Origin of the sequence: Streptomyces sp. ISL-43 (assembly GCF_018614195.1) — a bacterium.
Classification (GTDB): domain Bacteria; phylum Actinomycetota; class Actinomycetes; order Streptomycetales; family Streptomycetaceae; genus Streptomyces.
Window position 1 is genome coordinate 1 of record NZ_JAGGOT010000056.1, and the last position, 20,454, is coordinate 20,454.

Here is a 20,454-nt window from a genome sequence, read left to right on the forward strand (position 1 = left end):
GACCAGCAGGCCAGGGCGGACCTGGTGGACGCCCTCGTTGGTGACGCGCTGCGGCTGCTGGGCCACCTGCCCGAACAGGAACTCGGTGAGAAGGCCGCGAACGCGGCCGGCCTGCTGGCCCTGGTCGCGGGCCAGGACGTCGAGCCGGCCGAGGAGTCCGACGGCCGTGACGGACGCTGGCGCATCACCCAGGGGACCGCACCCGACCGCGTGGTTTCCACGGTCGATTCCGAGGCCCGGCACATCCACAAGAACCGAACCCGCCACCAGGAGGGCTTTCGCGCGCATGCCGCGTTCGAGCCCGAGGCGGGACTGTTCACCGAGGTCGCGCTCACCACCGGCAGCGGAGCCGACAACCACGAGGCCGCCGTCGCCCGGGACCTCCTCGCCGACGAGGACCCGGACCAGGGCCTGACCGTCCTCGGCGACACCGCCTACGGAACCGGCGAACTCCGCGAAGCCCTCGAAGCCGACGGCCACACCCTCGTGCTCAAGCCGCCACCCCTGCGGCAGGCCATCCCCGGCGGCTTCACGACCGACGACTTCCACGTCGACACCCAGGCCGGCCACGTCACCTGCCCGGCCGGCCACACCAAAGCCCTCGGCCGCCCCCTCTCGGGCGGCAACCGCCAGGCCCAGTTCAAGAAACTCTGCCTCGATTGCCCTTTGCGCGAGCGCTGCACCAGGTCCAAGACCGGACGCGTCTTCAGCGTCCATCCCCAGTACGACCTCCTCAAAGCCGCCCGGGACCAGGCCGCCACCAGCCAGGAATGGCAGGACGAATACGGCCGCTGGCGACCACCCGTCGAACGCGCCATCGCCTGGCTCGTCGCCAAAGGCAACCGCCGCGTCCCCTACCGAGGCGTCCTCAAGAACAACACCTGGCTCCACAACCGGGCAGCCGCCCTCAACCTCCGCCGCCTCATCAACCTCGGCCTCACCCACACAGGCGGCACCTGGACACTCACCCCCACCACCACATAGACGCAGGGGCCGCCCGGCCTGCGGCCGGACAGCCCCCAACAAGATCTTCATCAGTCTTCTAGTGTCCTGCGCCGGGAATTCGATCAAGATATGAAGCGAGGCGTTGAAGGATCTCGTCGGCGTCCTTCGTCCAGACGAAGGGCTTCGGGTTGTCGTTCCACTGGGCGGTCCAGGCTCGGATGTCCCGTTCCAGGGCCTGGAGGTTCTTGTGGACTCCGCGCCGTATCTTCTTGTCCGTCAGCAGGCCGAACCATCGCTCGACCTGGTTGAGCCAGGACGAGTAGGTGGGCGTGAAGTGCATGTGGAAGCGGGGGTGGGCTTCCAGCCACTTGCGGACTGCCGGCGCCTTGTGGGTGCTGTAGTTGTCGCAGATCAGGTGGACGTCGAGGTGGGCGGGGACCTCCTTGTCCAGCTTGGCGAGGAACTTCTTGAACTCCGCTGCCCGGTGGCGTCGGTGAATGGAGCTGATCACCTCGCCGGTGGCGACGTCCATGGCGGCGAACAGGGTCGTGATGCCGTGGCGGACGTAGTCGTGGGTACGGCGCTCAGGCATGCCCGGCATCATCGGCAGCACGGGTGCCGAACGGTCCAGCGCCTGGATCTGGGACTTCTCGTCCACGCACAGGACCAGGGCCTTCTCCGGCGGGTCGAGGTAGAGGCCCACGATGTCGCGGACCTTGTCTATGAACTGCGGGTCGTTGGACAGCTTGAAGGTGTCCACCTGGTGCGGCTTGAGCCCGAACGTCCTCCAGATCCGCCCCACGGTGGACCTCGACAGCCCGCTCTCGGATGCCATCGACGCCCGAGACCAGTGCGTGGCGTCCTTCGGGGTGCGCTCCAAGGTGGCGACGACGACTGTCTCAACCTGCTCGTCAGAGATCTTCCGCGGAGCACCGGGGCGTGGATCGTCGGCCAGGCCGTCCAGGCGGGACTCCAGGAAACGGCGGCGCCACTTGCCCACTGTCTGCGGCCAGATGCCGAGTTCAGCGGCCACCTGCTGATTCGTCTTCCCCTCCGCACAGCCCAGCACGATCCGGCACCGCTGAGCCAGAGCCTGTGCCGAGGTCGCCCGCCGCGACCAGCGCACCAGCGTCTCGCGCTCGTCATCGGTCAACGCCAGCTCGGCCATCGGCCGCCCCATCTTCGCCATGAAGACATTCTACTTATTCAACGAATCTACGACGCAGGACACTAGAGCGATGCCTTCGGCTGAGGCGAGCCTGCGCCATAGGAAGCTGGAGTGGCCGCGAAAGTCACACGGCCCTCTGCTCCGTGTGCGCCCCTCGCCAAGGATGAAGACATATGCGCAGGTCAAGCTCGTCCTGCCGCAGGTAACAGGGGTGAGCGATGTCCGGTCTTGGCGCCTCGGTCCCACGTATGTCCCACGCGGAGCGATCTGTGGGATCGGGCAATTGGGATTTTGCCTGGATCGCGCTGCCAAACTCCAGGTCGGAGCAGTGCCGGACCGAATGCTCACGGCCAAGTAGGCCGTGTGCGTTTTGACATGAACAAGACAGGCTCTGACCTGCGTTTCCGCTGGTCAGAGCCTTGTTCCGGAGTGCCCCCGGCAGGATTCGAACCTGCGCACACGGCTCCGGAGGCCGTTGCTCTATCCCCTGAGCTACGGGGGCGCGTCGTTCGCGTTGCGGCGACGGGTTGAACACTACCAGCTCCCGGCCGGTGATCAGGAACTCGTTTGCGGGGGAGAGGGGGGCGGGTCCCTCGGAGGGGGTGGAAGTGGCAAAAACCCGGACGCGGGGGCCGGGGCCGACCTACTCTCGAGTTGTGTCGGGCGCCTCGGGCCGGGTGCTTGTTGTCGATGACAACAAGGTCATCCGGCAGCTGATCAAGGTCAATCTCGAGCTGGAGGGCTTCGAGGTCGTGACCGCGAACGATGGTGCCGAGTGTCTGGATGTCGTGCACCACGTACTTCCCGACGTCATCACCCTTGATGTGGTCATGCCCCGGCTGGACGGGTTCGGAGCGGCCGCGCAGTTGAGGGCCGATCCCCGGACGCGGCACCTGCCCGTTGCGATCGTGAGCGCTTGTACGCACGCCGAGGTCGAGGCCGGGATCGCCGCCGGCGTGGACGCCTTCCTCGCCAAGCCCTTCGAGCCCGCCGAGCTGGTGCGGGTCGTGCACCGGCTCATCGAGCGCCGCGATCGGAGGGAGCGGAAAGGCACCCCCGCCGGGAGGGGGCGAGGGTGAGGGAATCCTTGCTCGGCCCGCGGGTGGGTTAGGCCGTTCTTTTGGGTGTCCCCTTCTTTGGGGCGTGGCCCCTCTGTTCACATGGCGAAACCCTTCGCCTGACGCGGGGGCTTCTCGCCTAGGCTGGGCACGTGACCCCCGCTGACCTCTCCCGTGTCGTCGTGCGCGCCGTGCGCTGCGCCGTCGAGGACGGGGAGCTGCCCGCCACGGTGGTCGTTCCCGAGCGGGTCGTCGTCGAGCGGACCCGGCCCGGGGGAGTAGGCGACTACGCCTCCCCCGTCGCGTTCGGGGTGGGGAAGGGTGCCGGAGTCGCGCCCCGTGGAGTGGCCGAGGTGCTGGCCCCGCGGCTGGCGGCGCTTCCCGGGATCGAGCGGGTGGAGATCACCGGCGCCGGGTTCCTGAACTTCGTGCTCGCCGCGCGTCCCGTCGGCGAGCTGGTACGGGGCATCCGCGCGCGCGGGGCGCGGTACGGGTTCGCCCCCGACGGGGAAGCGCGCGAGCGCGTCGTACGCGACGCCGTGCAGCGGATCGCCCGCAGTCAGGGCCGCCGGGCGGACAGCGGGCCCGCGAGCATCGCCCCCGTCGCCAGGCGGGACGGCGACGTGCTCTGCGCCTACGGACCCGACGCCGCCGCCTGGGCGATGCTCGGCGCTCCCGGACACGAGACCCCTGTCTTTCCCGCGTGGCTGCTCGTGCAGGACGAGTCCAACGAGTTCTTCCGCGTGCGGTACGCCCACGCCCGGGCCCGGGCGCTGACCCGCAACGCCGAGCAGCTCGGGTTCCGCGGTGAGCCGGGTGAGGTCGACGGCGACGGCGACGGTGCCGGCGCGCTGGTCGGTGCGCTCGTCGACTACCCCCTCGTGCTCGAGGCCGCCGCGCACCACCGTGCGCCCGAGCGGCTCGTCAGGCATCTCGTCGTGCTGGCCGACGCCTTGCTCGACTTCCAGTACCGCGTCCTGCCCAAGGGGGACGAGAAACCCTCGGCCGCCCATCGCGCCCGGCTGGCTCTTGCCGAAGCCGCCGGGACGGTGCTGGCCGGCGGCCTGGCCCTCCTCGGCATAGACGCACCCGACTGCCTGTGACGCGGCGTATGTGATCCGATGTGATTCGCCCGCGATCCGGATGATTTGCGAAGAGAGAGACCGATGAGCCGTTCCGCACACCCCGCCGGGCCCCGCCATGCCGATGTCCTGCCCGAGGGGCACTACTCCCCGCCGCCCGCCGATCTCAACGCGCTCGACGAGAAGGTCTGGGCGCGGACGGTGGGCCGGAACGCGGACGGTGTCGTGACCGTGGGCGGGATCGAAGTCACCAAGCTCGCCGAGGAGTTCGGGACGCCCGCCTACTTCCTCGACGAAGAGGACTTCCGCGCCCGCTGCCGCGCCTGGGCGCACGCCTTCGGGCCCGGCGCCGACGTCTTCTACGCCGGGAAGGCGTTCCTCTCCAAGGCCGTCGTGAAGTGGCTGCGGGAGGAGGGGCTCAACCTGGACGTGTGCTCCGGCGGCGAGCTCGCCACCGCGCTCGCCGCCGGGATGCCCGCCCGCCAGATCGCCTTCCACGGCAACAACAAGTCCACCGGCGAGATCACCCGCGCCGTCGAGGCCGGCGTCGGGCGGATCGTGCTCGACTCCTTCCAGGAGATCGCCCGCGTCGCGCACATCGCCCGCGAGGCCGGCGTACGCCAGCCCGTGCAGATCCGGGTGACGGTCGGCGTCGAGGCGCACACCCACGAGTTCATCGCCACCGCGCACGAGGACCAGAAGTTCGGGATCGCCGTCGCCGACGGGTCCGCCGCCGAGGCCGTACGGCGCGTCCTCGGGCACGACAGCCTGGAGCTGCTCGGCGTCCACTCCCACATCGGTTCGCAGATCTTCGACATGGCGGGCTTCGAGGTGTCGGCCAAGCGGGTCGTGCGGCTGCTCGCCGCCGTGCGCGACGAGCACGGGGTGGAGCTCCCCGAGATCGACCTCGGCGGCGGGCTCGGCATCGCCTACACCTCCGGCGACGACCCCCGCGAGCCGCACGAGATCGCCAAGGCCCTGCACGAGATCGTCGCCCGCGAGTGCGAGGCGGCCGGCCTGCGCGCCCCGCGGATCTCCGTCGAGCCCGGACGGGCCATCGTCGGACCGACCGCCTTCACCCTCTACGAGGTCGGCACGATCAAGCCCCTCGAAGGGCTGAGGACGTACGTCTCCGTCGACGGCGGCATGTCCGACAACATCCGCACCGCCCTCTACGACGCCGAGTACGCCGTCACCCTCGTCTCCCGCACCTCCGACGCCGAGCCCATGCTCGTCCGCGTCGTCGGCAAGCACTGCGAGAGCGGCGACATCGTGGTCAAGGACGCCTTCCTGCCCGCGGACCTCGCCCCCGGGGACCTCCTGGCGGTCCCGGCCACCGGCGCCTACTGCCGCTCGATGGCCAGCAACTACAACCACGCGCTGCGCCCGCCCGTCGTCGCCGTGCGCGGCGGCGAGGCCCGTGTCATCGTCCGCAGGGAGACGGAGGAGGATCTCCTGCGTCTCGACCTCGGATGATCCGCATTCTTCTGGGGGAAGCCCCCCAGACCCCCGAATAGGTGTCTCACTCAATGGACCGAGGGTGGAAACTGTTGTCCATTGAGTGAGACTGGTTCACACCTGGGATGCAAACCGCTCACCAGGTACTGATGTGAAGATCGAAAGGCGTAGGTCGATGATGCGTACGCGTCCGCTGAAGGTGGCGCTGCTGGGCTGTGGAGTGGTCGGCTCAGAGGTGGCGCGCATCATGACGACGCACGCCGACGACCTGACGGCCAGGATCGGCGCGCCCGTCGAGCTCGCCGGCGTGGCCGTGCGCCGCCCCTCCAAGGTGCGCGAGGGCATCGACCCGGCCCTCATCACCACCGATGCGACGGCGCTGCTCAAACGCGGCGACATCGACATCGCCATCGAGGTCATCGGCGGCATCGAACCGGCCCGCACCCTGATCACCACCGCCTTCGAGCACGGCATCTCCGTCGTCTCGGCGAACAAGGCGCTGCTCGCGCAGGACGGCGCCGCGCTGCACGCCGCCGCCGAGCAGCACGGGCTGGACCTGTACTACGAGGCCGCCGTGGCCGGCGCCATCCCGCTGGTCCGCCCGATGCGCGAGTCCCTCGCGGGCGACAAGATCAACCGGGTGATGGGCATCGTCAACGGCACGACGAACTTCATCCTCGACAAGATGGACTCGACCGGCGCCGGGTACCAGGAGGCGCTCGACGAGGCCACCGCCCTCGGGTACGCCGAGGCCGACCCCACCGCCGACGTCGAGGGCTACGACGCCGCCGCCAAGGCCGCGATCCTGGCCGGTATCGCCTTCCACACCCGGGTCCGCCTCGACGACGTCTACCGCGAGGGCATGACCGAGGTCAGCGCCACCGACTTCGCGTCCGCCAAGCGCATGGGCTGCACCATCAAGCTCCTCGCCATCCTGGAGCGCGCCGCCGACGGCGAGTCCGTCACCGCGCGCGTCCACCCGGCGATGATCCCGCTGACCCACCCGCTCGCTTCCGTCCGCGAGGCGTACAACGCCGTCTTCGTCGAGGCGGAGGCCGCCGGTCGGCTCATGTTCTACGGGCCCGGCGCGGGCGGTTCTCCGACCGCGTCGGCGGTGCTCGGCGACCTCGTCGCCGTCTGCCGCAACAAGCTCGCCGCGGCAACGGGGCCGGGCGAGTCCGCGTACACCCAGCTGCCGGTCAGCCCCATGGGGGACGTCGTCACCCGCTACCACATCAGCCTCGATGTGGCGGACAAGCCGGGCGTACTCGCCCAGGTGGCGACCACCTTCGCGGAACACGGTGTTTCCATCGATACCGTACGACAGCAAGGACGTCCGGACGGGGTCGGCAATGAGGCCTCCCTCGTCGTCGTCACCCACCGCGCACCCGACGCCGCCCTCTCCGGGACCGTCGAGGCGCTGCGGAAGCTGGACACCGTGCGCGGTGTCGCCAGCATCATGCGTGTTGAAGGGGAGTAAGGGCCCATGAGCAGCAATCGCACCCACCAGTGGCGCGGCATCATCGAGGAGTACCGGGACCGCCTGCCGGTGACGGACAAAACTCCCGTGGTCACCCTCCGTGAAGGCGGAACTCCCCTCGTTCCCGCGCAGGTGCTCTCCGAGCGCACCGGCTGCGAGGTGCACCTCAAGGTCGAGGGGGCCAACCCCACCGGGTCCTTCAAGGACCGCGGCATGACCATGGCGATCACCAAGGCCAAGGAGGACGGCGCCAAGGCCGTCATCTGCGCCTCCACGGGCAACACCTCGGCCTCCGCCGCCGCTTACGCGGTGCGCGCCGGGATGGTCTGCGCCGTCCTCGTGCCCCGCGGCAAGATCGCGCTCGGCAAGATGGGCCAGGCGCTCGTGCACGGCGCCAAGATCCTTCAGGTCGACGGCAACTTCGACGACTGTCTGGACCTGGCCCGCGCGCTGTCCGACAACTACCCGGTGGCGCTGGTCAATTCCGTCAACCCGGCTCGCATCGAGGGTCAGAAGACGGCCGCGTTCGAGATCGTGGACGCGCTCGGCGACGCCCCCGACATCCACGTGCTGCCCGTCGGCAACGCCGGCAACATCACCGCGTACTGGAAGGGCTTCAAGGAGTACAAGGCCGATGGCCTGGCCTCCCGTACGCCCCGCGTGTGGGGTTTCCAGGCTTCCGGGTCCGCGCCCATCGTGCGCGGCGAGGTCGTCAAGGAGCCGCACACCATCGCCACCGCGATCCGCATCGGCAATCCGGCCTCGTGGGAGTACGCCCTGCAGGCCCGGGACGAGTCGGGCGGCTTCATCGACGAGGTGACGGACCGCCAGATCCTGGCCGCCTACCGCCTGTTGGCGGCCCAGGAGGGTGTCTTCGTCGAGCCCGCCTCGGCCGCGTCCGTGGCCGGTCTGCTCAAGGCCGCCGAGCTCGGTCTGGTCGACCCCGGCCAGAAGATCGTGTGCACCGTCACCGGCAACGGCCTGAAGGACCCCGACTGGGCGGTCGCCGGCGCTCCGCAGCCGATCACCATCCCGGTGGACGCCGAGGCCGCCGCGGTGCGCCTCGGTCTCGTCTGACCGGGAATTCCCGGCCGACGGCCCGAGCGGCCCGAGCGGCCCGAGCGACCGAGCGGTCCACGGGCCCGAGGGCCGCGCGGCACCCGCGGTACAGCTGTAGCCGAGTTGCCGGATTCCGGAAGTCTTTCGAAGGCTGAGGATCCGGCAACTCGGGCCGTACGACACCAAAAACCCCGTAGGAACCCGGTGTGATCGACGGGAGCCCGCGACACGCATCGTGCGCCTGCTGTGCGCCCTATGTCGCGACAGAACCTTCCTTCGATAGGCTGTACTTACATCCGCCGCCGCGCATATGTCCGCGGTGCTGCCCACAGGGCCTTCGGGTGTCGTACGTTCTCCAGTACATTCGCAGCGAGCCAGCGAAGATCTCGTCTCGCACAGTCACAAGGAGTGTCATCGGACGATGGCCGGTCCAGCGTTCCGCGCCGCCGCCGTACGGGTGCGCGTCCCCGCCAGCAGTGCCAACCTCGGCCCGGGCTTCGACGCCTTCGGTCTGGCCCTGGGGCTCTACGACGACGTCGTCGTCCGCGTGGCCGATTCCGGCCTGAACATCGACATCGCGGGCGAAGGTGCCGACACCCTCCCGCGGGACGAGAGCCACCTCCTCGTACGTTCCATGCGTACCGCCTTCGACCTGCTGGGCGGCCAGCCGCGCGGCCTCGAGGTCGTCTGCGCCAACCGCATCCCGCACGGCCGCGGCCTCGGCTCCTCCTCGGCCGCCATCTGCGCGGGCATCGTCGCCGCCCGCGCCGTGACCATAGGCGGAGAGGCCAGGCTCGACGACGTGGCGCTGCTGGAACTCGCCACCGAGATCGAGGGCCACCCCGACAACGTCGCCGCCTGTCTGCTCGGCGGCTTCACCCTCGCGTGGATGGACGGCGGCAGCGCCAAGGCGATCCGCATGGAGCCCGCCGATTCCATCGTTCCGGTGGTCTTCGTCCCCTCCAAGCCGGTCCTGACGGAGACCGCGCGCGGCCTGCTGCCGCGCACCGTCCCGCATGTGGACGCGGCCGTCAACGCGGGGCGCGCGGCTCTGCTCGTAGAGGCCCTGACCAGGCGTCCCGAGTTCCTGCTGCCGGCCACCGAGGACCGCCTCCACCAGGAGTACCGGTCCCCGGCGATGCCCGAGAGCGTGGCGCTCGTGGCCCGGCTGCGGGCGGACGGCATCCCCGCTGTGATCTCCGGCGCGGGCCCCACGGTCCTCGCGCTGGTCGACAACGGCGCGGCCGACAAGGTCGCGCGGCTCGCGGGCGAGGGGTGGGCGGCCAACCGCCTCGCACTCGACGCCGCGGGCGCGAGCGTACTTCCGCTGGGTACCCAGGGCGGCTGAAGAGTGCTGTAGGAAAAGCCGGCCAGGGGCGGGCGGCCGGGGCAGGCCGCCCGCACGGAAGGGCTCGATCGCCGGTGATTGAGAGGGGGAATGTCTGTTGGATCCGGTAGTGTTAATCTCAAGTGCGCATCCGAAGTCGCCATGGCTTGGTGCTCAGTGTCCCTATCAGGGACCACCTTTCTTCCGGGAGCCTCCCCGACTGCTTTGACCACTGCCAGCAGTTTCGAGCAACGCTCCGGAATCGGCGTGACATTCCCACGCTTCCAGCTCGGGAGCTTCTCGCCGGAACCACCCACGTACATGCACGTTTCTCCCCGCCGTATCTCTACCGGCGGACCACCGCCCCGGCGCAGTCCATACATCTCGGACTGTCGTCGGACAGCACAACCGGTCGCCGAGCCAGACAGGCCGACGTCCGCTCCAGGGAAGGACCCTTCGTGAGCGACACCACCGATCTGATGGGCGCTGCCGACACTAATGTCGACACCAGTGCCCCCGCCGCGGGCGCCGCGACCAAGCGTCGCCGCTCCGGCACCGGCCTTGATGGCATGGTCCTGGCCGAGCTGCAGCAGGTCGCGTCGGGCCTCGGCATCAGGGGCACCGCGCGGATGCGCAAGGGCCAGCTGATCGAGGTCATCAAGGAGGCGCAGGCGGGCAGCAGTGCCCCCAAGGCCGCGGCCTCCGCGCCGGCCGACGCTGCCGAGGCCAAGCCGAAGCGCCGCGCCACCAGCAAGGCCCGTACGGGCGAGGCCGCCGCAGAGGCCCCCGCCGAGAAGACCGCCCCCAAGGCGCAGATCGACATCCCGGGCCAGCCTGCCAGCGAGGACGCCCCGGTCGGCGAGCGCCGCCGACGTCGGGCCACCGCCCCCTCCGGCAGCCCCGAGGGTTCGGCCCCCGCCGCCGTGCAGGTCGAGCAGAAGACCGAGGCTGCTCCGGCCGCGCAGACCGAGGCCAAGGCCGAAGCGGCCACCGCCGTCTCCGGCCAGGCGCAGGGCCAGGCCGGTCAGGCGCAGGACGGCGAAGGCCGCGGCCGGCGCGACCGCCGTGAGCGCGGCAGCGACCGTGCCGAGCGCGGTGACCGTCAGCGCGACCGCCGTGACCGCGGTGCCAAGGCCGACGACCAGGGCCAGGGCGCCCAGGGTCAGAGCCAGGCCGGCCAGGGTCAGGGCGGCCAGGGTCAGGGCCAGGGCCAGCAGGGCGGCGGCCGGCAGGACCGGACCGACCGTCAGGACCGCCAGCAGGGCGGCCGCGGCCAGGGCCAGGGCCAGCAGGGCGGGCGCCAGGACCGGGACCGTCAGGACAACGGCCCGCAGGACGACTTCGACGAGGACGGCCGTCGTGGCCGCCGCGGCCGCTACCGCGACCGCCGTGGCCGTCGTGGCCGCGACGAGTTCGCGCCGGCCGAGCCTCAGGTCGCCGACGACGACGTCCTGATCCCCGTCGCGGGCATCCTCGACATCCTCGACAACTACGCGTTCATCCGGACCTCGGGCTACCTGCCCGGCCCGAACGACGTGTACGTCTCCCTCGCCCAGGTCCGCAAGGCCGGTCTGCGCAAGGGCGACCACACCACCGGTGCGGTCCGCCAGCCCAAGGACGGCGAGCGCCGCGAGAAGTTCAACGCGCTCGTGCGCCTGGACTCCGTCAACGGCATGGCGCCCGAATCCGGCCGCGGCCGCCCGGAGTTCCAGAAGCTGACCCCGCTGTACCCGCAGGACCGGCTCCGTCTGGAGACCGACCCGGGCGTGCTGACCGGCCGGATCATCGACCTGGTCGCACCGATCGGAAAGGGTCAGCGTGGTCTGATCGTCTCGCCGCCGAAGGCCGGCAAGACGATGATCATGCAGGCGATCGCCAACGCGATCACCGTCAACAACCCCGAGTGCCACCTGATGGTCGTCCTGGTCGACGAGCGTCCGGAAGAGGTCACCGACATGCAGCGGTCGGTCAAGGGCGAGGTCATCTCCTCGACCTTCGACCGCCCGGCCGAGGACCACACCACGGTCGCCGAGCTGGCCATCGAGCGTGCCAAGCGTCTCGTCGAGCTGGGTCACGACGTGGTCGTCCTGCTGGACTCCATCACCCGTCTGGGCCGCGCGTACAACCTCGCGGCGCCCGCCTCCGGCCGCATCCTGTCCGGTGGTGTCGACTCGACCGCGCTGTACCCGCCGAAGCGCTTCTTCGGTGCCGCGCGCAACATCGAGGACGGCGGCTCGCTGACCATCCTGGCCACCGCGCTCGTCGACACCGGCTCGCGCATGGACGAGGTGATCTTCGAGGAGTTCAAGGGCACCGGCAACATGGAGCTCAAGCTCGACCGGAAGCTCGCCGACAAGCGCATCTTCCCGGCGGTGGACGTCGACGCGTCGGGCACCCGCAAGGAGGAGATCCTCCTCAACAGCGAGGAGCTCTCCATCACGTGGAAGCTGCGCCGGGTGCTGCACGCGCTCGACTCGCAGCAGGCGATCGAGCTGCTCCTCGACAAGATGAAGCAGACTAAGTCGAACGCCGAGTTCCTGATGCAGATCGCGAAGACGACCCCGTCGGGCAAGAACGACGACTGACGTCTCCTCGTGGCACCTGCCACCACGACCGCCCCCGCCGCATCCGCGACGGGGGCGGTCGCGTTTCGTCGTGTTCTCGCCACCGGCCGTGTCCTTCGCCACACCGCGTGCCCGGCCGTACCCCCCTGCGTCACCGGCGCTCCCGCCGAAACCGCAGGTAAGGGCGGCATTACGCGGTGTTCATGCCGGTCGGTCCGATTCTTCGCAATGGCTCCGGTCCGTTCCGGACCGTGGAACCCTTGAGGGCTTACGTCCGTCTTTGTCAGAGGGCGCGGGTCACCGAACCGAGGACAGGCGGGCAGAGGAAAGCATGAGCCAGGACAGCAGGAGCGGGGACCGAAGGGCCGCCGCAGGCCGACGCCGACGCAAACCGGCCGCGCGCCGCAGGGCCGTCGTCATCGCCGCGTGGACCGCCGCGGGCGTCGTACTCCTGGGCGGGGCGGGGCTCGGCTACTTCTACTTCAAGCTCAACGGCAACCTTCAGACGGTCGACATCGACGCGGCCCTCGGGAAGGACCGCCCGCAGAACGTGGACAACGGCTCCATGGACATCCTCGTCCTCGGCTCGGACTCCAGGGGCGGGGCGAACAGCGAGTACGGCGCGGACGACGGCGGCTCCGCCCGCTCCGACACGGCGATGATCGTCCACCTGAACGAGGGCCACACCAAGGCCGGCGTCGTATCGATACCCCGGGACACCCTGGTGACCCGGCCCGTCTGCAAGACGGCGAACGGCAAGACGGACCCGGGCGGCACGCGCCGGATGTTCAACGAGTCGTACACCGTCGGCGGGGCGGCCTGCGCCGTCTCGACCGTGGAGAAGATGTCGGGGATCCGCATGGACCACTACCTCGAGGTCGACTTCACGGGCTTCAAGAAGATCATCGACAACCTCGGCGGCGTCGAGGTGACCACCACCAAGCCGATCAAGGACGCGTACAGCCACCTCGATCTGCCGGCCGGCACCAACCGGCTGGGCGGTGAGCAGGCCCTCGGGCTGGTCCGCACCCGCCACGCGGTGGGCGTCGGGGACGACCTCGGCCGAATACAGCTCCAGCAGGCCTTCATCAAGGCCCTGATCAAGCAGGTCAAGGGCATCGGCCTGTTCGACAACCCGAAGCGGCTCCTCGACCTCGCCGACACCGCGACCAAGGCGATCACCACGGACAAGGCGCTCGGTGACGTGAAGTCGCTCATGGGCTTCGCCCAGGGACTCCAGGCCATCGACGCCCAGAACATGCACATGATCACGCTCCCGGTCACCACCGACGTCCGCGATCCCAACCGCGTCGCCCCGCTGACCAAGGAGTCCAAGATGGTCTGGGACGCCCTGCTGGCCGACCAGCCGATCCCCGCCGAGGCCACCGCGAACTCGACCGGCGACAAGGGCGACGCCGGCGCGGTCGTCCGGTAGGAGGGCCGGACACGGCTCCCGCCCCGGCCCCGCACGGCTCCGGGAGCGGCGTGAGACATGTCCGGAATAGATGCAGGCCCCTTCCCGTTGAGGGAGGCGTCCTCAGAATTTTGACAGGCAGCCCGGTCCTGGCAGACTGGTCTGTCGGCCCCGGTTCACGCAGCGCGCAATTCGGCTCCTGCGACCCGGCGCCCTCCCGAATCTAGGAGACACCTTGAAGCGCGATGTTCACCCCGAGTACGTCGAGACCCAGGTCAGCTGCACCTGTGGCGCGTCGTTCACCACCCGTAGCACCCTGACCGAAGGCACCATCCGTGCCGAGGTCTGCTCCGAGTGCCACCCGTTCTACACGGGCAAGCAGAAGATCCTCGACACCGGTGGCCGTGTGGCCCGCTTCGAGGCCCGCTTCGGCAAGGCTGCGCAGAAGTAGCGAGCCTCCGGCGCCGGATCCCGGCTGCACCCTGTTGCTACGGGGGCAGCCGGACCGGCGCCTTTCTCGTCCCGCAGCCCTTTTCTTCACTTTCACCATCAGGAGCCCCCGATGTTCGAGGCGGTCGAGGAACTGATCGGCGAGCACGCCGATCTTGAGAAGAAGCTCGCCGACCCTTCGGTCCACTCGGATCAGGCCAACGCGCGCAAGCTGAACAAGCGCTACGCGGAGCTGACCCCGATCGTCGCGACCTTCCGTGCCTGGAAGCAGTCCGCCGAGGACATCGAGACGGCGAAGGAGTTCGCGGCCGTCGACCCGGACTTCGCCGCCGAGGCCAAGGAACTGGCCGCGCAGCGCGAAGGGCTCACCGAGAAGCTCCGCCTGCTGCTCGTTCCGCGCGACCCCAGCGACGACAAGGACGTGCTCCTCGAGGTCAAGGCGGGCGCGGGCGGCGACGAGTCGGCCCTGTTCGCCGGCGACCTGCTGCGCATGTACCTGCGCTACGCCGAGCGCGTGGGCTGGAAGACCGAGATCATCGACGCCACCGAGTCCGAGCTCGGCGGCTACAAGGACGTCCAGGTCTCCGTCCGCACCAAGGGCGGCAACGGCGCGACCGAGCCCGGCCAGGGCGTCTGGGCCCGCCTGAAGTACGAGGGCGGCGTGCACCGCGTGCAGCGCGTTCCGGCCACCGAGTCCCAGGGCCGCATCCACACTTCCGCCGCCGGCGTGCTCGTCACCCCGGAAGCCGAGGAGGTGGAGGTCGAGGTCAACATGAACGACCTCCGCATCGACGTGTACCGCTCGTCGGGCCCCGGCGGCCAGTCCGTCAACACCACCGACTCCGCCGTGCGCATCACGCACCTGCCGACCGGTGTGGTCGCCTCCTGCCAGAACGAGAAGAGCCAGCTCCAGAACAAGGAGCAGGCGATGCGCATCCTGCGCTCGCGCCTGCTGGCCGCCGCCCAGGAAGCCGCCGAGCAGGAGGCCTCCGACGTGCGCCGCAGCCAGGTGCGCTCCGTGGACCGCTCCGAGAAGATCCGTACGTACAACTATCCGGAAAACCGGATCTCGGACCACCGGACCGGCTTCAAGGCGTACAACTTGGACCAGGTGCTCGACGGCGACCTCGACCCGGTCATCCAGGCCTGTGTCGACACGGACTCCGCGGCCAAGCTCGCGGCCGCGCACTGAGTCCCCGCGCACTCCCCGTAGGCACCACCCCGTAGTACCCGGCAGGACCCCCGCACCACCCCCCCGTACGACAGCAGCCCGGAGGACCAGCGTGAACTTGCTGCTTGCCGAGGTGGCCCAGGCCACCCAGCGGCTGGCCGCCGCCGGCGTGCCCTCACCGCGCTTCGACGCGGAGGAGCTCGCGGCCTACGTGCACGGCGTCAAGCGGGGGGAACTGCACCACGTCAAGGACGCGGACTTCGACGCCCGCTACTGGGAGGCCGTCGCCCGCCGCGAGGCGCGCGAGCCGCTCCAGCACATCACCGGCCGCGCCTTCTTCCGCTACCTGGAGCTCCAGGTCGGACCCGGGGTCTTCGTGCCCCGGCCCGAGACCGAGTCGGTCGTGGACTGGGCCATACAGGCCGTCCGGGCGATGGACGTGGTCGAGCCGCTGATCGTGGACCTGTGCACCGGGTCGGGCGCCATCGCGCTCGCCATGGCGCAGGAGGTCCCGCGTTCGCGCGTGCACGCCGTGGAGCTGTCCGAGGACGCCCTGCGGTGGACCCGCAAGAACGCCGAGGGCTCCCGGGTCGAAGTCCACCAGGGCAACGCGCTCAGCGCCCTGCCCGAGCTGGACGGACAGGTCGACCTGGTGATCTCCAACCCGCCGTACATCCCGCTCACCGAGTGGGAGTACGTCGCCCCCGAGGCCCGCGACCACGACCCCGAGATGGCGCTGTTCTCCGGCGAGGACGGCCTCGACACCATCCGCGGCATCGAGCGCACCGCCCACCGCCTGCTGCGGCCCGGCGGCATCGTCGTCATCGAGCACGCGGACACCCAGGGCGGCCAGGTCCCGTGGATCTTCGCCGAGGAGCGGGGCTGGGCCGACGCCGCAGACCACCCCGACCTCAACAACCGCCCGCGCTTCGCGACCGCCCGCAAGGCCATGCCGTGACCGGCGTGAGCCGCGCGAGGGTTCCCGCCACACCCCAGCTGCACGAGGAGGCCCGCTGATGGCCCGGCGATACGACTGCAACGACGCGACGGACCGCAAGACGGGCCTGCGTGAAGCCGCATCCGCCGTGCGCCGCGGCGAGCTCGTCGTGCTGCCCACCGACACCCTGTACGGGATCGGTGCGGACGCCTTCAGCGCCGAGGCCGTCGGTGACCTGCTCGCCGCCAAGGGGCGCGGCCGCAACATGCCCACCCCTGTGCTCATCGGCTCCCCGAACACCCTGCACGGCCTGGTCACGGACTTCTCCGAGCAGGCGTGGGAGCTCGTCGACGCCTTCTGGCCGGGCGCCCTGACGCTTGTCGCCAAGCACCAGCCGTCGCTGGCGTGGGACCTGGGGGAGACCCGGGGGACCGTGGCCGTACGCATGCCCCTGCACCCCGTCGCGATCGAGCTGCTGACCGAGGTCGGCCCGATGGCGGTGTCCTCGGCGAACCTGACCGGGCAGCCGGCGCCGGAGGACTGCGACGCGGCGCGCGAGATGCTCGGCGACTCCGTGTCCGTGTACCTGGACGGCGGGCCGACTCCGGGCATCCAGCCGTCGTCGATCGTCGATGTCACCGGGAAGGTTCCCGTCCTGCTGCGCGAGGGCGCGCTGACCGCCGAGCAGCTGCGCGAGGTCGTACCCGACCTTGAGGTGGCCCCGTGAGCCCTGAGGGGCGTGGCATAGCCGGAGGAAGCGAAACCTTCCGCATACTCCACGTCAGCACCGGCAACGTGTGCCGCTCGCCCATCACCGAGCGGCTGACGCGCCATGCGCTGTCGCACCGGCTCGGCGGGCTCGTCACGGGTGACCTGATCGTGGAGAGCGCGGGCACCTGGGGCCACGAGGGCGCGCCCATGGAGGCCAACGCGGCGGCCGTACTGGCGGACTTCGGGGCGGACGCGTCGGGGTTCACCGGGCGGGAGCTGCTGGACGAGCACGTCATACGGGCGGACCTGGTGCTGACCGCCACGCGCGACCACCGGGCGCAGGTCATCTCGATGGGGCACTCGGCGGGACTGCGGACCTTCACGCTGAAGGAGTTCACGCGGCTGGTACGGGCGATAGACCCGGCGACGCTGCCGCCGCTGGACGACGGCATGGTGGCGCGGGCGCGGGCGCTGGTACGGGCCGCCGCGGCTCTGCGCGGGTGGCTGCTCGCGCCGTCGCCGGACGCGGACGAGGTGTACGACCCGTACGGGGCGCCGATCACGTTCTTCCGCTCGATCGGCGACGAGATCAACCAGGCGCTGGACCCGGTGGTCACGGCCCTGACGGGCGTGACCACTCCGCGCTGACCTTGGGCCTGCCGCGAGGCGCGATACGCGGCCTCGGCCTACAGTGGCTGGTACCCGGTACCCCCTGGAGTCGCGCCATGAGCGTCATCATCGAGCCCACGAACCTGCTGCGGCAGCAGGACCCGCAGATGGCGGACGTGCTCGCCGGGGAGGCGCAGCGGCAGGCGGGCTCGCTGCAGCTCATCGCCGCCGAGAACTTCACCTCTCCCGCCGTCCTCGCCGCGCTCGGGTCCGCGCTCGCCAACAAGTACGCCGAGGGGTACCCCGGCGCCCGCCACCACGGCGGCTGCGAGTACGCCGACCTCGCCGAGCGGATCGCCGTGGAGCGGGCCAGCGCCCTCTTCGGGGCCGAGCACGCCAACGTGCAGCCGCACTCCGGATCGGCCGCGGTGCTGGCCGCGTACGCCGCCCTGCTGCGGCCCGGGGACACCGTTCTGGCCATGGGGCTTCCCTTTGGGGGACACCTCACCCACGGGTCGCCCGCGAACTTCTCCGGCCGCTGGTTCGACTTCGTCGGCTACGGCGTGGACGCCGAGACCGGGCTCATCGACTACCTCCAGGTGCAGGCGCTCGCGCACGCGCACCGGCCCAAGGCCATCGTGTGCGGGTCGATCTCCTACCCGAGGCATCCGGAGTACTCCGTCTTCCGGGAGATCGCCGACGAGGTCGGGGCCTTCCTGATCGCCGACGCCGCCCATCCCATCGGCCTGGTGGCCGGCGGGGCCGCGCCCAGTCCCGTGCCCTACGCCGACATCGTCTGCGCCACCACCCACAAGGTGCTCCGCGGCCCGCGCGGCGGAATGATCCTGTGCGGGGCCGAGTTCGCGGAGCGGATCGACCGGGCGGTGTTCCCCTTCACCCAGGGCGGCGCCCAGATGCACACCATCGCCGCCAAGGCCGTGGCCTTCGGCGAGGCCGCCGGGCCCGCCTTCACCTCCTACGCGCACCGCGTGGTCGCCAACGCCCGGGCCCTGGCCGACGCGCTCGCCGCCCGCGGCTTCGCGATCACGACCGGCGGGACCGACACGCACCTGATCACCGCCGATCCCGCGCCGCTCGGCCTCGACGGCCCGAGTGCCCGCGGCCGGCTCGCCGCCGCCGGGATCGTGCTGGACACCTGCGCCCTTCCGTACGGGGACCAGCGCGGGATCCGCCTCGGCACCGCGGCCGTGACCACGCAGGGCATGGGCGAGGCCCAGATGGGGCGGATCGCGGAGCTGTTCACGGCCGCGCTGGCCGGCGGGGAGCCCGCGAAGATCCGTAGGGACGTCAACGAGCTGGTGGTCGGTTTTCCACCGTATGGGGCTTAATAGGGACAAGGGGGATGTACCGCAACCGCAATACCGCCACCGCGCGTCCCCGACAGCGAGTACATCGCAGCTAGTGTGTGGGGCTGAGATGGCCGGCGATACATCTGGGGCAGCCCGTGCGTGAATATCTGCTGACGCTTTGCGTCACGGTCGCGGTGACCTACCTGCTCACCGGGCCCGTGCGGAAGTTCGCGATCGCGGTCGGTGCCATGCCGGAGATCCGCGCCCGCGACGTGCACCGCGAGCCCACGCCGCGGCTGGGCGGCATCGCGATGTTCGGCGGACTGTGCGCGGGCCTGCTGGTCGCCGATCACCTGCAGAACCTCAACGGCGTCTTCGAGCTGTCGAACGAGCCGCGCGCCCTGCTCTCCGGGGCCGCCCTGATCTGGCTGGTCGGGGTGCTCGACGACAAGTTCGAGCTCGACGCCCTGATCAAGCTCGGCGCGCAGATGATCTCCGCCGGCGTGATGTGCATGCAGGGCCTGACCATCCTGTGGATCCCCGTCCCGTGGATCGGGACGGTCGCGCTCACCCCGTGGCAGGGCAACCTGCTCACCGTGGCACTCGTCGTCATCACCATCAACGCGGTGAACTTCGTGGACGGCCTCGACGGCCTGGCCGCCGGCATGGTCTGCATCGCGGCCTGCGCCTTCTTCCTCTACGCGTACCGGATCTGGTTCGGCTACGGGATCGAGGCGGCCGCGCCCGCGACGCTCTTCGCCGCGATCCTGATGGGCATGTGCCTGGGCTTCCTGCCGCACAACATGCATCCCGCCCGGATCTTCATGGGCGACTCCGGCTCGATGCTCATCGGCCTGGTGCTGGCCGCCGCCGCCATCTCCATCAGCGGACAGGTGGACCCGGACGCGATGGCGCTCTTCGCGGGCGGCGAGCGCAACGCGACGCACGCGATGCTGCCGGTCTTCATCCCGCTGATCCTGCCCCTGACGATCATCGCGATCCCGATGGCGGACCTCGTGCTCGCCGTCGTACGGCGCACCTGGAAGGGCCAGTCGCCCTTCGCGGCGGACCGCGGGCACCTGCACCACCGGCTGCTGGAGCTCGGGCATTCGCACAGCCGCGCGGTGCTGATCATGTACTTCTGGTCAGGACTGATCGCCTTCGGCGCCGTGGCGTACTCGGTGCACTCCACCTCGATGTGGATCGTGCTCGCGATCGCCGGACTGAGCGCCGTGGGCCTCCTGCTGCTCCTGCTGCCGCGCTTCGCCCCGCGGACCCCGCAGTGGGCGGAGCGGCTCGTCCCGCCGCGCTACCGGCACGCGGAGCGGGCGGCCGAGGCGGCCCTGCAGGACGCCTCCGCGGTGGAGCCGGAGCCGGTGCGGCCGATCGCGGCGGGTGTGTCCGGCGTCAACGGGGCGACCGCGGTAGGCCCCCGTTCGCGCTTCCCCGACCGGCGTAAGGCGGAGTCCTCGCGCTGACGCTCCGAGGGCATGTCCGACATGAACCCCCTTTACCAGACAAGCCACCGGCCTGTCGCGCACACACGGGCGGGTTAGCCCTCATGTGTGACAGTCAGCACACGCCCCGGGTAAAGCTCTCATCAAATACTTTGTGATACCGTTCACTAAACCCGGCGACAGAGCCGAAGGACCGTAGTGCGACGGTCCATTGGCCCGAGGTTCTCACTCGGACCGGGCTTACGCTCGTCCCG

At 70.3% G+C, this 20,454-nt stretch carries 17 protein-coding genes and 1 tRNA gene; 16 read left to right on the top strand and 2 right to left on the bottom strand.

Going from position 1 to position 20,454, the window contains the following annotated elements:
* Positions 1–984 (top strand): transposase (locus J7F03_RS29860; protein ID WP_214954943.1); only part of this gene is annotated, 984 nt, incomplete at its 5' end.
* Between the two features lie 58 nt (positions 985–1,042).
* On the opposite strand, the gene J7F03_RS29865 is transcribed toward J7F03_RS29860, so the two are convergent.
* Together J7F03_RS29865 and J7F03_RS29870 are read right to left on the bottom strand one after the other, a co-directional pair.
* Entirely contained in the window at positions 1,043–2,134 is a 1,092-nt protein-coding gene (locus J7F03_RS29865) for an IS630 family transposase (RefSeq protein WP_374104409.1), read from the bottom strand.
* Positions 2,135–2,543: 409 nt separating this feature from the next.
* A tRNA-Arg gene (locus tag J7F03_RS29870) sits at positions 2,544–2,615 on the bottom strand.
* Positions 2,616–2,721: 106 nt separating this feature from the next.
* On the opposite strand from J7F03_RS29870, the gene J7F03_RS29875 reads away from it, so the two are divergent.
* From J7F03_RS29875 to J7F03_RS29945, 15 genes are all read left to right on the top strand, one after another.
* Positions 2,722–3,192 carry a response regulator gene (locus J7F03_RS29875; RefSeq protein ID WP_214954945.1) on the top strand — a complete coding sequence of 157 codons (471 nt, stop codon included), beginning with the start codon at positions 2,722–2,724 and terminating at the stop codon, positions 3,190–3,192.
* 131 nt (positions 3,193–3,323) lie between these two features.
* Positions 3,324–4,274: an ArgS-related anticodon-binding protein NrtL gene (nrtL, locus tag J7F03_RS29880; protein ID WP_214954947.1), complete on the top strand. Its 951-nt coding sequence runs from the start codon at positions 3,324–3,326 to the stop codon at positions 4,272–4,274.
* A 63-nt stretch (positions 4,275–4,337) separates the two neighbouring features.
* The gene (lysA, locus tag J7F03_RS29885) at positions 4,338–5,729 is read left to right on the top strand and encodes a diaminopimelate decarboxylase (protein ID WP_214954948.1); all 1,392 of its coding nucleotides are present in this window, start codon (positions 4,338–4,340) and stop codon (positions 5,727–5,729) included.
* Positions 5,730–5,886: 157 nt separating this feature from the next.
* Positions 5,887–7,191 carry a homoserine dehydrogenase gene (locus J7F03_RS29890; RefSeq protein WP_214954950.1) on the top strand — a complete coding sequence of 435 codons (1,305 nt, stop codon included), beginning with the start codon at positions 5,887–5,889 and terminating at the stop codon, positions 7,189–7,191.
* A gap of 6 nt (positions 7,192–7,197) precedes the next feature.
* On the top strand, positions 7,198–8,268 hold the full coding sequence (thrC, locus tag J7F03_RS29895; RefSeq protein ID WP_214954952.1) for a threonine synthase: 1,071 nt from the start codon (positions 7,198–7,200) through the stop codon (positions 8,266–8,268).
* Positions 8,269–8,671: 403 nt separating this feature from the next.
* Positions 8,672–9,598: a homoserine kinase gene (thrB, locus tag J7F03_RS29900; RefSeq protein ID WP_214954954.1), complete on the top strand. Its 927-nt coding sequence runs from the start codon at positions 8,672–8,674 to the stop codon at positions 9,596–9,598.
* Positions 9,599–10,035: 437 nt separating this feature from the next.
* On the top strand, positions 10,036–12,162 hold the full coding sequence (gene rho / locus J7F03_RS29905) for a transcription termination factor Rho (RefSeq protein ID WP_214954956.1): 2,127 nt from the start codon (positions 10,036–10,038) through the stop codon (positions 12,160–12,162).
* Positions 12,163–12,472: 310 nt separating this feature from the next.
* On the top strand, positions 12,473–13,576 hold the full coding sequence (locus J7F03_RS29910) for an LCP family protein (RefSeq protein WP_214954958.1): 1,104 nt from the start codon (positions 12,473–12,475) through the stop codon (positions 13,574–13,576).
* A gap of 214 nt (positions 13,577–13,790) precedes the next feature.
* Positions 13,791–14,006, top strand: a complete 216-nt coding sequence (gene rpmE, locus J7F03_RS29915; RefSeq protein WP_214954960.1) for a 50S ribosomal protein L31 — start codon at positions 13,791–13,793, stop codon at positions 14,004–14,006.
* Positions 14,007–14,117: 111 nt separating this feature from the next.
* Complete coding sequence (gene prfA, locus J7F03_RS29920; RefSeq protein WP_214954963.1) at positions 14,118–15,197, top strand: peptide chain release factor 1; 1,080 nt, start codon at positions 14,118–14,120, stop codon at positions 15,195–15,197.
* 91 nt (positions 15,198–15,288) lie between these two features.
* Positions 15,289–16,134, top strand: a complete 846-nt coding sequence (gene prmC / locus J7F03_RS29925; protein ID WP_214954965.1) for a peptide chain release factor N(5)-glutamine methyltransferase — start codon at positions 15,289–15,291, stop codon at positions 16,132–16,134.
* 58 nt (positions 16,135–16,192) lie between these two features.
* Positions 16,193–16,840 carry an L-threonylcarbamoyladenylate synthase gene (locus tag J7F03_RS29930; protein WP_214954967.1) on the top strand — a complete coding sequence of 216 codons (648 nt, stop codon included), beginning with the start codon at positions 16,193–16,195 and terminating at the stop codon, positions 16,838–16,840.
* Positions 16,837–17,472 carry a protein-tyrosine-phosphatase gene (locus J7F03_RS29935; RefSeq protein ID WP_214954968.1) on the top strand — a complete coding sequence of 212 codons (636 nt, stop codon included), beginning with the start codon at positions 16,837–16,839 and terminating at the stop codon, positions 17,470–17,472. Before J7F03_RS29930 ends, J7F03_RS29935 begins: the two co-directional genes overlap by 4 nt.
* Before the next feature lie 77 nt (positions 17,473–17,549).
* Positions 17,550–18,782: a serine hydroxymethyltransferase gene (gene glyA, locus J7F03_RS29940; protein WP_214954969.1), complete on the top strand. Its 1,233-nt coding sequence runs from the start codon at positions 17,550–17,552 to the stop codon at positions 18,780–18,782.
* A 116-nt stretch (positions 18,783–18,898) separates the two neighbouring features.
* On the top strand, positions 18,899–20,221 hold the full coding sequence (locus J7F03_RS29945) for an MraY family glycosyltransferase (RefSeq protein WP_308380016.1): 1,323 nt from the start codon (positions 18,899–18,901) through the stop codon (positions 20,219–20,221).
* Positions 20,222–20,454: the final 233 nt, after the last annotated feature.